This is a genomic window from Streptomyces sp. NPDC001027, assembly GCF_040299045.1.
Taxonomy (GTDB): Bacteria; Actinomycetota; Actinomycetes; order Streptomycetales; family Streptomycetaceae; genus Streptomyces.
In genome coordinates this window covers 1-15,691 of the sequence record NZ_JBEPBI010000183.1, presented here as the reverse complement: position 1 = coordinate 15,691, position 15,691 = coordinate 1, and the positions used below count along the sequence as shown (strand labels likewise).

14 protein-coding genes and 1 pseudogene are annotated in these 15,691 nt (G+C 71.2%); all 15 read left to right on the top strand.

What is annotated here, in order from left to right:
* Positions 1–1,303: replication-associated recombination protein A (locus tag ABT300_RS32565; RefSeq protein ID WP_351683378.1), on the top strand; the 1,303-nt coding region annotated here is incomplete at its 5' end.
* Between the two features lie 298 nt (positions 1,304–1,601).
* Entirely contained in the window at positions 1,602–2,216 is a 615-nt protein-coding gene (gene rpsD, locus ABT300_RS32560) for a 30S ribosomal protein S4 (protein WP_007491489.1), read from the top strand.
* Between the two features lie 186 nt (positions 2,217–2,402).
* Positions 2,403–2,843 (top strand): DUF948 domain-containing protein, encoded by a 441-nt coding sequence (locus tag ABT300_RS32555; RefSeq protein WP_351683374.1) that lies wholly within the window; start codon positions 2,403–2,405, stop codon positions 2,841–2,843.
* 8 nt (positions 2,844–2,851) lie between these two features.
* A complete protein-coding gene (locus ABT300_RS32550) occupies positions 2,852–3,232 on the top strand; it encodes a hypothetical protein (RefSeq protein WP_351683371.1) in 381 nt (126 codons plus the stop codon).
* Complete coding sequence (gene alaS / locus ABT300_RS32545) at positions 3,232–5,904, top strand: alanine--tRNA ligase (RefSeq protein WP_351683369.1); 2,673 nt, start codon at positions 3,232–3,234, stop codon at positions 5,902–5,904. Before ABT300_RS32550 ends, alaS begins: the two co-directional genes overlap by 1 nt.
* A gap of 8 nt (positions 5,905–5,912) precedes the next feature.
* A complete protein-coding gene (ruvX, locus tag ABT300_RS32540; RefSeq protein ID WP_351683366.1) occupies positions 5,913–6,377 on the top strand; it encodes a Holliday junction resolvase RuvX in 465 nt (154 codons plus the stop codon).
* A 123-nt stretch (positions 6,378–6,500) separates the two neighbouring features.
* Complete coding sequence (gene mltG / locus ABT300_RS32535; RefSeq protein ID WP_351683364.1) at positions 6,501–8,276, top strand: endolytic transglycosylase MltG; 1,776 nt, start codon at positions 6,501–6,503, stop codon at positions 8,274–8,276.
* Positions 8,277–8,397: 121 nt separating this feature from the next.
* A complete protein-coding gene (locus ABT300_RS32530; RefSeq protein WP_351683361.1) occupies positions 8,398–9,252 on the top strand; it encodes a shikimate dehydrogenase in 855 nt (284 codons plus the stop codon).
* 281 nt (positions 9,253–9,533) lie between these two features.
* Positions 9,534–10,718: a chorismate synthase gene (gene aroC, locus ABT300_RS32525; RefSeq protein WP_351683360.1), complete on the top strand. Its 1,185-nt coding sequence runs from the start codon at positions 9,534–9,536 to the stop codon at positions 10,716–10,718.
* Positions 10,715–11,230 (top strand): shikimate kinase, encoded by a 516-nt coding sequence (locus tag ABT300_RS32520; RefSeq protein ID WP_351683357.1) that lies wholly within the window; start codon positions 10,715–10,717, stop codon positions 11,228–11,230. Before aroC ends, ABT300_RS32520 begins: the two co-directional genes overlap by 4 nt.
* A complete protein-coding gene (aroB, locus tag ABT300_RS32515) occupies positions 11,227–12,321 on the top strand; it encodes a 3-dehydroquinate synthase (protein WP_351683354.1) in 1,095 nt (364 codons plus the stop codon). The genes ABT300_RS32520 and aroB overlap by 4 nt, the downstream gene beginning before the upstream one ends.
* Before the next feature lie 193 nt (positions 12,322–12,514).
* Complete coding sequence (locus ABT300_RS32510; protein WP_351683352.1) at positions 12,515–13,396, top strand: Pro-rich N-terminal domain-containing protein; 882 nt, start codon at positions 12,515–12,517, stop codon at positions 13,394–13,396.
* Between the two features lie 92 nt (positions 13,397–13,488).
* Complete coding sequence (locus ABT300_RS32505; RefSeq protein WP_351683350.1) at positions 13,489–14,595, top strand: aminopeptidase P family protein; 1,107 nt, start codon at positions 13,489–13,491, stop codon at positions 14,593–14,595.
* A 46-nt stretch (positions 14,596–14,641) separates the two neighbouring features.
* Positions 14,642–15,208 carry an elongation factor P gene (gene efp, locus ABT300_RS32500; protein WP_020117452.1) on the top strand — a complete coding sequence of 189 codons (567 nt, stop codon included), beginning with the start codon at positions 14,642–14,644 and terminating at the stop codon, positions 15,206–15,208.
* Positions 15,209–15,210: 2 nt separating this feature from the next.
* Positions 15,211–15,603: pseudogene (gene nusB / locus ABT300_RS32495) on the top strand (transcription antitermination factor NusB); the annotation flags it as partial.
* Between the last annotated feature and the right edge of the window lie 88 nt (positions 15,604–15,691).

The following is a 15,691-nucleotide window of genomic DNA, read 5'->3' as shown; positions in this document are numbered from 1 at the left end:
CGCCAGGGGGCTCCCTGCGGTCCGGATGCGCCCGCGCACCCTCGACGAGGTGGTGGGCCAGCAGCACCTGCTGAAGCCCGGCTCGCCCCTGCGCCGCCTGGTCGGCGAGGGCGCGAAAGGCCCGGCCGGCCCCTCCTCGGTGATCCTCTGGGGACCGCCGGGCACCGGGAAGACGACGCTGGCGTACGTCGTCTCCAAGGCCACCGACAAGCGGTTCGTCGAGCTCTCCGCCATCACCGCCGGCGTCAAGGAGGTCCGGGCCGTCATCGACGGCGCCCGCCGCGCCATCGGCGGCTTCGGCAAGGAGACCGTCCTCTTCCTCGACGAGATCCACCGCTTCAGCAAGGCCCAGCAGGACTCCCTCCTGCCGGCCGTCGAGAACCGCTGGGTGACGCTGATCGCGGCGACCACCGAGAACCCCTACTTCTCGGTGATCTCGCCCCTGCTCTCCCGCTCCCTCCTGCTGACCCTCGAGCCCCTCACCGACGACGACCTGCGCGATCTGGTCGGCCGCGCGGTGACCGACGAGCGCGGTCTCAAGGGAGCCGTCACCCTCCCCGCGGACGCCGAGGCCCATCTCCTGCGGATCGCCGGAGGCGACGCCCGGCGCGCCCTGACGGCCCTGGAGGCCGCCGCCGGCGCCGCCCTCGACCAGGACGAGACCGAGATCAGCCTGCGGACACTGGAGCGCACGGTCGACCGCGCGGCCGTGAAGTACGACCGCGACGGCGACCAGCACTACGACGTCGCCAGCGCCCTCATCAAGTCCATCCGCGGCTCGGACGTCGACGCCGCCCTGCACTACCTGGCCCGCATGATCGAGGCCGGCGAGGACCCCCGCTTCATCGCCCGCCGCCTGATGATCTCCGCCAGCGAGGACATCGGCCTCGCCGATCCGAACGCCCTGCCGATCGCGGTCGCCGCAGCCCAGGCCGTCGCCATGATCGGCTTCCCCGAGGCCGCCCTCACCCTCAGCCACGCCACCATCGCCCTCGCGCTGGCCCCCAAGTCCAACGCCGCCACCACGGCCATCGGCGCCGCCCTGGAGGACGTCCGCAAGGGCCTGGCCGGGCCCGTTCCGCCGCACCTGCGGGACGGCCACTACAAGGGGGCCGCCAAGCTCGGGCACGCCCAGGGGTACGTGTACCCGCACGACCTGCCCGAGGGCATCGCCGCCCAGCAGTACGCGCCGGACGCGATCCACGGCCGGGAGTACTACGCCCCCACTCGGCACGGGGCCGAGGCCCGCTACGCGGACGCGGTGGAGTGGACGAGGTCGCACCTCGGTCGGAACGGGTCCTGAGCACCCTGTAGACTTCTCCGAAGTGCTGCGTCCCGTGCAGTCAGAACGGGACAGTCAGCCGGAGCACCGGTCCCTCGGACCGGCTCCAGGAGCGTCGCGCACCGTCGAAGGTGTCGCGGGCAGCCCATCACCACCCGGAGTCCGGGATCGGTCGGTGGGCAACTCGCGTGCTGCACGTATGTGCCCAGACCAGGGGAGCGGCTGCCCGGCAGGTCCCCCAGGGACCCGGTGGGTTTCCCCGGCTGCGGATTGCGACCTCCCTCAACCCTGACAAGCCGAAACCAGGAAACGAGAGACAGTGGCGAACCAGTCCCGCCCCAAGGTGAAGAAGTCGCGTGCCCTCGGCATCGCGCTGACCCCGAAGGCCGTCAAGTACTTCGAGGCCCGCCCCTACCCGCCGGGTGAGCACGGCCGCGGCCGCAAGCAGAACTCGGACTACAAGGTCCGTCTGCTCGAGAAGCAGCGTCTGCGCGCGCAGTACGACGTGTCCGAGCGCCAGCTCGTCCGCGCCTACGAGCGTGCCTCCAAGGTCCAGGGCAAGACCGGTGAGGCCCTGATCATCGAGCTCGAGCGCCGTCTCGACGCGCTGGTCCTGCGTTCGGGCATCGCCCGCACGATCTACCAGGCCCGTCAGATGGTCGTGCACGGTCACATCGAGGTCAACGGTCAGAAGACCGACAAGCCCTCCTTCCGCGTCCGTCCCGACGACGTCGTGATGGTCCGCGAGCGCAGCCGTGAGAAGACCCTCTTCTCCATCGCCCGCGAGGGCGGCTTCGCCCCCGACGGCGAGACCCCGCGCTACCTCCAGGTGAACCTCAAGGCTCTGGCGTTCCGCCTGGACCGTGAGCCGAACCGCAAGGAGATCCCGGTGATCTGCGACGAGCAGCTCGTCGTCGAGTACTACGCCCGCTGATCCCCGCCCGGATCGGCCCGCGGCGGTCGTAGCGCCTCCGCACCCCGGCCCGTCGTCCTCCTGCCCTTCGGGGCGGGCGGGGCGACGGGCTTTTGCACGCCCCTAATCCGGTACGGAACGCCGGTGACGGCGCGATAGGCTCGCCTCCAGAGATAGGTGTTCGTCGGCCGAGGGAGCGGGTGCGCAGTGTCCGGTGGAGAGGTGGCCGGCATTCTGGTGGCCGTGTTCTGGGCGATCCTGGTCTCCTTCCTCGCCGTCGCGCTGGCGAGGCTGGCCCAGACGCTCAGGGCGACCACCCGGCTGGTCGCGGACGTGACCGAACAGGCCGTCCCGCTGCTGGCCGACGCCTCCGCCGCCGTGCGCTCCGCGCAGACCCAGATCGACCGGGTCGACGCCATCGCCAGCGACGTCCAGGAGGTCACGTCGAACGCGTCGGCGCTCTCCACCACGGTCGCCTCCACCTTCGGCGGGCCCCTGGTGAAGGTCGCCGCGTTCGGCTACGGCGTCCGTCGTGCCCTCGGCGGACGCAACGAAGACACGCCCGCGAGGGAGCCCCGGCGGACCGTCATCGTGGGCCGCACGGTCTCCCGGCGGGAGAAGCGCAAGCCCCGTGGAAAGAGGGACTGAGACCAGCGATGTTCCGCCGCACCTTCTGGTTCAGCACGGGCGTCGCCGCCGGTGTCTGGGCCACCACCAAGGTCAACCGCAAGCTGAGGCAGCTGACCCCCGAGAGCCTCGCCGCGACCGCGGCCGACAAGGCCCTCGAGACGGGAGCACGCCTCAAGGACCGCGCGGTGGGCTTCGCGCTCGACGTCCGCGACAACATGGCCCGGCGGGAGGCCGAGCTGGGGGAGGCGCTGGGGATCCGCGAGAACCCCGCCCTGCCCGCCCCCAGGCGGTACCCCGCCATCGAGAACCGCACCAACCCGAAGCATCGCGACGACCCGCAGTATCGCGACAACCCGAAGTACATCGAGAACACGACGTACTCGAACGACCGGAATGAGGACCACTGATGGAGTCGGCCGAGATCCGCCGCCGCTGGCTGAGCTTCTACGAGGAGCGCGGGCACACCGTCGTCCCTTCGGCGTCGCTCATCGCGGACGACCCGACTCTGCTCCTGGTCCCCGCCGGCATGGTTCCCTTCAAGCCGTACTTCCTCGGCGAGGTGAAGCCGCCGTGGGCGCGCGCCACCAGCGTGCAGAAGTGCGTGCGCACGCCCGACATCGAAGAGGTCGGCAAGACCACCCGGCACGGCACGTTCTTCCAGATGTGCGGCAACTTCTCCTTCGGCGACTACTTCAAGGAAGGCGCCATCAAGTACGCCTGGGAGCTGCTCACCAGCCCCCAGGACAAGGGCGGTTACGGCCTGGAGCCGGAGAAGCTCTGGATCACCGTGTACCTGGAGGACGACGAGGCCGAGCGCATCTGGCACGAGGTCGTCGGCGTGCCCAAGGAGCGCATCCAGCGCCTCGGCATGAAGGACAACTACTGGTCCATGGGCGTCCCCGGCCCGTGCGGCCCCTGTTCCGAGATCAACTACGACCGCGGCCCCGAGTTCGGCGTCGAGGGCGGCCCGGCCGTCAACGACGAGCGGTACGTGGAGATCTGGAACCTCGTCTTCATGCAGTACGAGCGCGGGGAGGGCATCGGCAAGGACAACTTCGAGATCCTCGGCGAGCTGCCCAGCAAGAACATCGACACGGGCCTCGGCCTGGAGCGCCTCGCCATGATTCTGCAGGGCGTGCAGAACATGTACGAGATCGACACCTCCATGGCCGTCATCAAGAAGGCCACCGAGCTGACCGGCGTCGCGTACGGCGAGGCCCACGACTCGGACGTCTCGCTGCGCGTGGTCACCGACCACATGCGCACCTCCGTGATGCTCATCGGCGACGGCGTCACCCCGGGCAACGAGGGCCGCGGCTATGTGCTGCGCCGCATCATGCGCCGCGCCATCCGCAACATGCGCCTCCTCGGCGCCACCGGCCTCGTCGTCAAGGACCTCATCGACACGGTCATCGAGATGATGGGTCAGCAGTACCCGGAGCTGGTCACCGACCGCGAGCGCATCGAGAAGGTCGCGCTCGCCGAGGAGAACGCCTTCGTCAAGACGCTGAAGGCCGGCACCAACATCCTGGACACGGCCATCACCGAGGCCAAGGCCGCCGGCGGCCGGGTCCTCGCCGGCGACAAGGCCTTCCTGCTCCACGACACGTGGGGCTTCCCGATCGACCTCACCCTGGAGATGGCCGCCGAGCAGGGGCTGTCCGTGGACGAGGACGGCTTCCGCCGTCTGATGAAGGAACAGCGGGACAAGGCCAAGGCCGACGCCCAGGCCAAGAAGACCGGCCACGCCGGCGTGGGCGCCTACCGCGAGATCGCCGACAAGGCCGGCGAGACCGACTTCATCGGCTACTCCGACACCGAGGGCGAGTCCACGATCGTCGGCATCCTCGTCGACGGCGCCTCCTCGCCGGCCGCCACCGAGGGCGACGAGGTCGAGATCGTCCTCGACCGCACCCCGTTCTACGCCGAGGGCGGCGGCCAGATCGGCGACACCGGCCGGATCAAGGTCGACACCGGCGCCGTCGTGGAGATCCGCGACACCCAGAAGCCGGTCCCGGGCGTGTACGTCCACAAGGGCGTCGTCCAGTTCGGCGAGGTGACGGTGGGAGCCAAGGCCCACGCCTCGATCGACGGCCGCCGCCGTACGGCCATCGCCCGCGCCCACTCCGCCACCCACCTGACCCACCAGGCGCTGCGCGACGCCCTCGGCCCGACGGCCGCCCAGGCCGGCTCGGAGAACCAGCCCGGCCGCTTCCGCTTCGACTTCGGCTCCCCGGCCGCCGTTCCGACGGCCGTGATGACCGACGTCGAGCAGAAGATCAACGAGGTGCTGGCCCGCGACCTGGACGTCCAGGCCGAGGTCATGGGCATCGACGAGGCCAAGAAGCAGGGCGCCATCGCCGAGTTCGGCGAGAAGTACGGCGAGCGGGTCCGGGTCGTCACCATCGGCGACTTCTCCAAGGAACTGTGCGGCGGCACGCATGTGCACAACACCGCCCAGCTGGGTCTGGTCAAGCTGCTCGGCGAGTCGTCGATCGGCTCGGGCGTGCGGCGCATCGAGGCCCTCGTCGGCGTCGACGCCTACAACTTCCTGGCTCGTGAGCACACGGTCGTCGCTCAGCTCCAGGAGCTGATCAAGGGCCGTCCCGAGGAGCTTCCGGAGAAGGTCTCCGCCATGCTCGGCAAGCTGAAGGACGCCGAGAAGGAGATCGAGAAGTTCCGCGCCGAGAAGGTCCTGCAGGCCGCCGCCGGTCTCGCGGAGTCGGCCAAGGACGTCCGCGGCATCGCCGTCGTCACCGGCCAGGTCCCGGACGGCACGACGCCGGACGACCTGCGCAGGCTGGTCCTCGACGTGCGCGGCCGCATCCAGGGCGGACGGGCCGCCGTGGTCGCCCTGTTCACGGTCAACAACGGCAAGCCGCTGACCGTCATCGCCACCAACGAGGCCGCCCGTGAGCGCGGGCTGAAGGCCGGCGAGCTGGTCCGCACGGCCGCCAAGACCCTCGGCGGCGGCGGTGGCGGCAAGCCGGACGTGGCCCAGGGCGGCGGTCAGAACCCGGCCGCCGTCGGCGACGCCGTCGACGCCGTCGAGCGGCTCGTGGCGGACACGGCCAAGTGAGCAGTCCCATGCGCAGGGGCCGCCGGCTCGCCGTCGACGTCGGGGACGCCAGGATCGGGGTCGCCTCGTGCGACCCCGACGGGATCCTGGCCACCCCGGTGGAGACGGTTCCCGGACGGGACCTGCCGGCGGCCTACCGGCGGCTCGTACAACTGGTCGAGGAGTACGAGCCGATCGAGGTCGTGGTGGGTCTTCCTCGCTCCCTCAAGGGGGGCGAGGGCCCGGCCGCGGTGAAGGTGCGCGGTTTCGCACAGGAACTGGCGAACAAAATCACGCCCGTATCCGTACGTCTTGTTGACGAGCGGATGACGACCGTGACGGCCAGTCAGGGACTGCGGGCATCGGGAGTGAAGTCGAAGAAGGGCAGATCGGTCATCGACCAGGCAGCCGCTGTGGTCATCCTGCAGCAGGCGCTGGAATCCGAACGGGTGTCAGGTAAAGCACCGGGCGAGGGCGTCGAAGTGGTCATCTGATCGCGATACGGTAACGTTCCGCGCGATGCGGGGCTGTTCGAACAGTCGCCGCACAGAGAGAGGCGGAACGGTGACGGGCTCGCGAAGGCTTCGTGTCCACCGCCTCGCGGCTCTAGGGGATCGATGACTGAGTATGGCCGGGGCCCCGGCTCCGAACCGTGGCATCCGGAGGACCCGTTGTACGGGGACGGCGGATGGGAAGGGCAGCACGCCCACCCGGGCCATCAGCCTGTCTACGGCGGCCAGCAGCACCACCCCTCCCCGCAGGGTCAGCAGCCGCAACAGCAGCAGGGGTACGGCGACTGGGGCCAGGGGCAGCCGCAGCAGTACGACCCGCAGTACCAGGGCTACGGCCAGCAGCAGTACCCGGGGCAGGAGCAGCCGCAGTACGTCCAGCAGAACCAGCAGCCCTACCACGAGGGGTACCAGGAGGGCGGCTGGGACGGCGCGGGCACCCATGCGCAGGTCCCGTACGCGGCCGACCCCGGCGATCCCTACGGTCAGCAGGCCGCGGCCTACGGCGCCCAGCAACCCGACTTCTACGGCACCCCGGACGCGTATCCGCCGCCGGAGCCGCCCGGTCGCCGACAGGCGGAACCGGAGCCCGGACCGGAGGCGGCGACCGCGCCGGAGCCCGAGCCCGAGCAGAAGACGGACTGGGATCCCGGTCCCGACCAGGGCGAACACGCCTTCTTCGCGGGCGGCGCGGGACAGGGCGACGAGGACGACGGCGACAGGCCCGAGGGGCGTGGCGAGCGGCGGGGACGCGGCGGGAAGGGCCCCAAGGGCGGTAAGGGTTCCACGGGGACCAAGGAGAAGAAGAGCCGTAACGGCGTCGCCTGCCTGATCGTCGTCCTGGTGTTCACCGGCGGTCTCGGCGGAGTGGGCTACTTCGGCTACCAGTTCTACCAGAATCGTTACGGCGCGGCCCCGGACTTCGCCGGCGACGGCTCCGGGACGGCGGTGACCGTCGAGATTCCCAAAGGCGCGGGCGGATACGACATCGGCCGCATTCTGAAGGCGGCCGGCGTCGTGGAAAGCGTCGACGCCTTCGTCTCGGCGCAACAGGGGAATCCCAAGGGAAAGACGATTCAGGACGGCGTCTACACGTTGCAGAAACGTATGTCTGCGGCGAGTGCGGTCGAACTGCTGCTGAGCCCGAAGAGCCGCAGCAACCTCGTCATCGCCGAAGGGCTGCGCAACTCCGCGGTCTACGCCCTCATCGACAAACGTCTCGACGTGGCGGCGGGAACCACCGCGGGGGTCGCCAAGAAGTCGTACAAGACGCTCGGCCTGCCCTCCTGGGCGCTCAACCGGCCCGGTCTGAAGGACCCGCTGGAAGGATTCCTCTATCCGTCCAGCTACGCGGTCTCCAAGGGGCAGAAGCCCGATGCCGTCCTGAAGAAGATGGTCGCGCGGGCCGCCGAGAAGTACCAGGACTTCGACCTGGCGAAGAAGGCCTCCGCCCTGGGCCTCGACGGTCCGTGGCAGCTGCTCACCGTGGCGAGCCTGGTGCAGGCGGAGGGCACGAGCCACGACGACTTCCGCAAGATGGCCGAAGTGGTCTACAACCGCCTCAAGCCCGGCAATCCCCAGACGTACGGCTCGCTGGAGTTCGACTCCACGTACAACTACGTGAAGAACCAGAGCAAGATCGACCTCTCCATCGCCGAACTGCGGAATTACGACAACCCGTACAACACCTATCACGAGAAGGGCCTGCCTCCGGGGCCCATCGACAATCCCGGTGACGACGCGCTGAAGGGCGCGCTCAACCCGACGCACGACGGCTGGTACTACTTCCTCTCGACGGACGGCAAGAGCAGCAAGTTCACCAGAACGCTTGCCGAGCACGAGAAGCTGGTCAACGCGTGGAATGCGAGCAAGGGAAAGAACTGATTTCCCTTCCGGGTATGCGCAGAGTTCGACGACATGACAACGGCGGGCGTCGGGCGGGTGGTCGGCTGCTCCGCACCGCTCGCCCGGGCGGTGCGCCGTGAAGGCTCAAGGACTGGTTTCCATGGCAGCAGCAGAAGCAACCGACGCCCGCAGGGCCGCCGTGCTCGGCAGCCCCATCGCCCACTCCCTCTCCCCGGCGCTGCACCGCGCCGCGTACCGGGCGCTGGAGCTGACCGGCTGGACGTACGACCGCTTCGAGGTGGACGAGGAGGCTCTGCCCGCCTTCGTCGACGCACTCGGCTCCGAGTGGGCCGGACTCTCGCTGACCATGCCGCTGAAGCGCGCGGTCATCCCGCTGCTCGACGAGATCAGTGAGACGGCGGCCTCCGTCGAGGCGGTCAACACCCTGGTCCTCACCGAGGACGGCCGTCGGGTCGGCGACAACACCGACATCCCCGGCATGGTCGCGGCGCTGCGCGAGCGCGGCGTCGAACAGGCGGAGTCGGCCGCCATCCTCGGTGCGGGCGCCACCGCGTCCTCCGCGCTGGCCGCCCTGTCCCGGGTCTGCGCCGGCGAGATCGTCGCCTACGTGCGCAGCGAGGCCCGGGCCGCCGAGATGCGGCAGTGGGGGGCGAGGCTCGACGTCGACGTCCGGATCGCCGACTGGGCGGACGCCGCCGACGCCCTGCGCTTCCCGCTGGTCGTCGCGACCACCCCGGCCGGCGCCACCGACGCCCTGGCGGCCTCCGTGCCCGAACGCCCGGCCACCCTCTTCGACGTCCTCTACGACCCCTGGCCGACCGAGCTGGCCGCCCGCTGGTCGATGTTCGGCGGCGCCGTGGTCAGCGGCCTCGACCTGCTCGTGCACCAGGCGGTGCTCCAGGTGGAGCAGATGACCGGCCGGGCCCCGGCGCCCGTGGAAGCCATGCGCACGGCCGGTGAACACGCGCTCAGCGCCCGGCGGCAGTCGCCCTGACCTGCGGGGGCGGCCCGTGCGGTTCGCGCCCGCGTCGCTCCCGCGGCCGGCAGGGTGCGCGGGCCGCCCCGCGTCCCGTCCGGAGGCGGACCGTGACCGGCGCTCGCCGGGCCCCTGTGACGCCGTCCCGTCCGGTTGGTGGACCGACGGCCGGGTTCGGCACCCGGACGTGGGAGGATCGAAGGCGGCGGGCCAGGGCCGCGCACCCGGTCACGCCGACGACGTACGCGACGGACGCGCGTGCGCACGGCAGTACAGGGCGCGAGCACTGAGGAGCATCGTTGAGCAGGCTGCGTTGGCTGACCGCGGGGGAGTCCCACGGTCCCGCACTTGTCGCGACGCTGGAGGGCCTTCCCGCCGGCGTGCCGATCACCACGGAGATGGTCGCCGACCACCTCGCGCGGCGGCGGCTCGGCTATGGGCGTGGTGCGCGCATGAAGTTCGAGCGCGACGAGGTCACCTTCCTCGGCGGCGTCCGGCACGGCCTGACCATGGGCTCCCCGGTGGCCGTCATGGTGGGCAACACGGAGTGGCCGAAGTGGGAGCAGGTCATGGCGGCCGACCCGGTCGACCCGGAGGTGCTGGCCGGCCTCGCCCGCAACGCCCCGCTCACCAGGCCGCGCCCCGGCCACGCCGACCTCGCCGGGATGCAGAAGTACGGCTTCGACGAGGCCCGGCCGATCCTGGAGCGCGCCTCCGCCCGGGAGACGGCCGCCCGGGTCGCGCTCGGCGCGGTGGCCCGGTCGTACCTCAAGGAGACGGCCGGCATCGAGATCGTCTCCCACGTTATCGAGCTGGCCGCCGCGAAGGCGCCCTACGGCGTGTACCCGACCCCGGCGGACGTCGAGAAGCTGGACGCGGACCCGGTGCGCTGCCTGGACGCGGACGCCTCGAAGGCGATGGTCGCGGAGATCGACCAGGCCCACAAGGACGGCGACACCCTCGGCGGCGTCGTCGAGGTGCTGGCGTACGACGTCCCGGTCGGCCTTGGCTCGCACGTGCACTGGGACCGGCGGCTGGACGCCCGCCTGGCCGGCGCGCTGATGGGCATCCAGGCGATCAAGGGCGTCGAGGTCGGCGACGGCTTCGACCTCGCGCGCGTGCCCGGCTCGAAGGCGCACGACGAGATCCTCGCCACCGGCGACGGGATCAGGCGCGCCTCGGGCCGCTCCGGCGGCACCGAGGGCGGGCTGACCACCGGCGAACTGCTGCGCGTGCGCGCGGCGATGAAGCCGATCGCGACCGTGCCGCGGGCCCTGCAGACGGTGGACGTCGCCACGGGCGAGCCGACGCAGGCGCACCACCAGCGCTCCGACGTGTGCGCGGTCCCGGCCGCCGGGATCGTCGCCGAGGCGATGGTCGCGCTGGTGCTGGCGGACGCGGTGGCCGAGAAGTTCGGCGGCGACAGCGTCCCCGAGACCCGCCGCAACGTGCGGTCGTACCTCGACAACCTGCACATCCGATGAGCGGGCCGCTGGTCGTCCTGGTCGGTCCGATGGGCGTCGGCAAGTCCACCGTCGGACAGCTGCTCGCCGAACGGCTCGGCGTCGGCTACCGGGACACCGACGACGACATCGTGGCCGAGCAGGACCGCAGCATCGCGGAGATCTTCGTCGACGACGGCGAGGAGGCGTTCCGCGCGATCGAGAAGCGGGCCGTGCAACGCGCGCTCGACGAGCACGACGGCGTCCTGGCGCTCGGCGGCGGTGCGATCCTGGACGCGGACACCCGAGGCCTGCTGGCCGGGCGGCGCGTGGTCTACCTGGCCATGGACGTCGAGGAAGCCGTCAAGCGCACCGGACTCAACGCGGCCCGCCCGCTGCTCGCCGTCAACCCGCGCAAGCAGTGGCGCGAGCTGATGGAGGCCCGCCGTCACCTCTACGAGAGCGTGGCCACGGCCGTGGTCGCGACGGACGGCCGCACGCCCGAAGAGGTCGGACGAATCGCCCTGGACGCTTTGGAGTTGAAGGAAGCATGAGCAGCGAGTCAGTGACCAGGATCCAGGTCGCCGGCAGCGCGGGCGCCGACCCCTACGAGGTCCTGATCGGCCGTCGGCTGCTCGGTGAACTCGGCGGGCTGATCGGCGACCGGGTCAAGCGGGTCGCGGTGATCCACCCCGAGGCGCTGGCCGAGACCGGTGACGCGCTGCGCGCCGATCTCGCCGGGCAGGGGTACGAGGCCGTCGCCATCCAGGTGCCCAACGCGGAGGAGGCCAAGACCGCCGAGGTCGCCGCCTACTGCTGGAAGGCGCTCGGCCAGTCCGGGTTCACCCGCTCGGACGTCGTGGTGGGCGTCGGCGGCGGGTCGACCACCGACCTCGCCGGGTTCGTCGCCGCGACCTGGCTGCGCGGGGTGCGCTGGATCGCCGTCCCCACCACCGTGCTGGGCATGGTCGACGCGGCCGTCGGCGGCAAGACCGGCATCAACACCGCCGAGGGCAAGAACCTCGTCGGTTCGTTCCACCCGCCGGCCGGTGTGCTGTGCGACCTGGCGGCGCTCGACTCCCTCCCGGTCAACGACTACGTCTCCGGGCTCGCCGAGATCATCAAGGCCGGCTTCATCGCCGACCCGGTGATCCTCGAGCTGATCGAGTCCGACCCCGAGGCGGCGCGGACCCCGGCGGGCCCGCACACCGCCGAGCTCATCGAGCGCTCCATCAGGGTCAAGGCGGACGTGGTGTCGTCCGACCTCAAGGAGTCGGGACTGCGGGAGATCCTCAACTACGGCCACACCCTCGCGCACGCCATCGAGAAGAACGAGCGCTACAAGTGGCGTCACGGCGCGGCGGTCTCCGTCGGCATGCACTTCGCCGCGGAACTGGGCCGCCTCGCCGGGCGGCTGGACGACGCGACGGCCGACCGCCACCGCACGGTGCTGGAGTCGGTGGGCCTGCCGCTGCACTACCGCCACGACCAGTGGCCCAGGCTGCTGGAGACCATGAAGGTCGACAAGAAGTCCCGCGGCGACCTGCTGCGGTTCATCGTCCTGGACGGACTGGCCAGGCCCACCGTCCTCGAGGGCCCCGATCCGGCCGTCCTGCTCGCCGCGTACGGCGAGGTGGGCGAGTAGCCCGAAGGGGAAGCGCGCGGTCAGGCGCGTCCGGTCCTCCTCCGCCGGAATCCGCCTGCCGCACCGGGCACTTCCGACCGCCCCCGGCCGTTCACCGAACGACGGCCGGGGGCGGTACCGTTCAGTTTCGAAGGGGGTCGCGGCCCCCTTCACGACCAGCGCCCATTGCCTGTACGAGACGGAGTGGCACCGGATGCAGCACGCAGTGGGTTCTCCGCTGCCGCCGCCCCACCAGCCGGGGCACGGTCCGGCCGCCGGCTGGCCGCCGGCCGCACATCACCCGGGCCCGCACCAGCCGGGCAGCGCCCCGCCGCCGCAGCCGGGTCGCCTCGGGGCCCCCTCGGGCCCGGTCCCGCCGGCCCCCCACCCGCCGGTGCCGCCCGTGCCGCACCCGCCAGCCCCGCAGCACGCCCCCGGTCCGCCGGGCCCCGACGTCACCGGACATGTGCCGCTGCCCCCGGGCGGCCCGGTCCCCATGCCCAGTGCGCCGCCCGCCCCGGTCGCCCCCGACCCGGCGGCGACCACCCTCGCGGTGCTGCTGATCGGTCCGGCGGGCGCCGGCAAGACCAGCGTCGCCAAGTTCTGGGCCGATCACCGCCGGGTGCCGACCGCGCACGTCAGCCTCGACGACGTGCGCGAGTGGGTCCGCTCCGGCTTCGCCGACCCGCAGTCCGGATGGAACGACCACTCCGAGGCCCAGTACCGCCTGGCCCGCCGCACCTGCGGCTTCGCCGCGCGCAACTTCCTGGCCAACGGCATCTCGTGCATCCTCGACGACGCGATCTTCCCCGACCGCCCGGCCGTCGGCCTCGGAGGCTGGAAACGGCATGTGGGCCCCGGTCTGCTGCCCGTCGTCCTGCTGCCCGGACTGGAGGTCGTCCTGGAGCGCAACGCCGCGCGCTCGGGCAACCGCCGCCTCACCGACGAGGAGGTGGCCCGCATCCACGGCCGCATGGCCGGCTGGTACGGCTCCGGCCTGCCGATCATCGACAACTCCCAGTTGGACGTGCCCACCACGGCGAGGGTCCTGGACGACGTCCTGGCGCGGGCGATCGCCAGCCCTCCGAAGTGGTAGCGGACCGGTCCGAGGGACGCGGCGGGGGCCCTGCCGTCCCCCGAACGCCTCTCCAACCGGCGTGATCCGGTCGACGCTCCTAGGCTCGACTCATGTCAGAGGTCTACGCGTCCCGCCGAAATAGCCTGCGCGAGCGCTGCAACGCGGCCGGAAGCGGGGCTGCGCTCGTCTCCCGTCCGGCCAACGTGAGGTATCTCGCGGGCGCCGCCCCGCAGGGCGCCGTCCTGCTGCTCGGCCGGAGCGAGGATCTCCTCGTCTGCTCCGGACCGCCCGACGACCGCCCGGACGAGGGCCGGCCGGACGAGTCCCTGCGGGTCCACACCCTGCCCCACGCCGGAGGGGATCCGGCGGTCGCCGCCGCCGACCTGCTCACGGCCCAGGGCGGCGACTCCCTCGCCGTCGAGGAGCATCACCTGACGATGGTCCGCCACCGCGAACTGCGCTCCGTGGCGCCCCGGCTGCGCCTCGCCGACCTGGGCTGCGCCGTGGAACAGCTCAGAGTGGTGAAGGACGAGGAGGAGATCTCCTGTCTGCGGATCGGCGCCGAGATCGCCGACCAGGCGCTGGGGGAGCTGCTGGAGTCGATCCTGGTCGGGCGCACCGAGCGGCACCTCGCCCTCGAACTGGAGCGGCGCCTCGTCGACCACGGCGCCGACGGCCCGGCCTTCACCACCTCCGTCGCCACCGGCCCGAACTCCGGTCGTCGCGGCCACCGCCCCACGGACCGGCGCGTCGAGGAGGGCGACTTCCTCTCCGTCTGCCTGGGCGCGGCCTACCGCGGCTACCGCTGCGAGATCGGCCGTACGTTCGTGATCGGCACGTCTCCGGCCGACTGGCAGATCGAGCTGTACGACCTCGTCTTCGCCGCTCAGCGGGCCGGACGGGAGTCCCTGGCGCCCGGCGTCGCCTGTCGTGACGTGGACCGGGCGGCACGCCAGATCCTGGATTCCGCGGGGCACGCCGAAGGCCTTCCGGCGCTCACCGGGCACGGTGTCGGACTGGAAATCGAAGAGGACCCGCAGTTGACCCCCGCGGCCATGGGTAAACTGGACGCTTGCGTGCCGGTCACCGTCGAACCCGGGGTACACCTCCCGGGCCGGGGCGGCGTCCGGATCGATGACACGCTCGTCGTGCGCCCCGAGGCGGACGGCGGACCCGAGCTACTCACCATCACGACCAAGGAGCTGCTCGCGCTGTAGGAGTGCGTGCCCCGGGGTCGTCGTCAGTCCAGGAGATTCCGCAACCGTGGCTTCCACGAACGACCTCAAGAACGGCCTGGTGCTCAAGCTGGAAGGCGGGCAGCTCTGGTCCGTCGTCGAGTTCCAGCACGTCAAGCCCGGCAAGGGCCCCGCCTTCGTGCGCACCAAGCTCAAGAACGTGCTTTCCGGCAAGGTCGTCGACAAGACGTTCAACGCCGGCGTCAAGGTCGAGACCGCCACTGTCGACAAGCGCGACATGCAGTTCTCGTACATGGACGGCGAGTACTTCGTCTTCATGGACATGGAGACCTACGACCAGCTCATGGTCGACCGCAAGGCCGTCGGAGACGCGGCCAACTTCCTGATCGAGGGCTTCACGGCCACCGTCGCGCAGCACGAGGGCGAGGTGCTCTTCGTGGAGCTGCCGGCCGCCGTCGAGCTCGTGGTGCAGGAGACCGAGCCGGGCCTGCAGGGCGACCGCTCCACCGGCGGCACCAAGCCCGCCACCCTGGAGACCGGCCACCAGATCCAGGTCCCGCTCTTCATCACCACCGGTGAGAAGATCAAGGTCGACACCCGCACCAGCGACTACCTCGGCCGGGTGAACAGCTAACCGTGGCTGCCCGCAACACGGCCCGCAAGCGCGCCTTCCAGATCCTCTTCGAGGGCGACCAGCGCGGAGTCGACGTCCTGACGGTCCTCGCGGACTGGATCCGGCTCTCCCGGGCCGACACCCGGCAGCCGCCGGTCAGCGAGTACACCATGCAGCTGGTGGAGGGCTACGCGGAGCACGCGCGGCGCATCGACGAGCTGATCGCCCAGTACGCGGTCGGCTGGACGCTCGACCGGATGCCGGTCGTCGACCGCAACCTGCTGCGTCTCGGCGCCTACGAGCTCATCTGGGCCGACGAGACCCCGGACGCGGTCGTCCTCGACGAGATGGTGCAGCTGGCGAAGGAGTTCTCCACGGACGAGTCGCCCTCGTTCGTCAACGGTCTGCTAACGCGAGCAACTCGTCGCAGCCGGGCGTCAGATACCGGAACGCCGCCTCGATCCGGTCCTGCACGTAGGCGCGCACCCCGGCCTGCGGGACGGT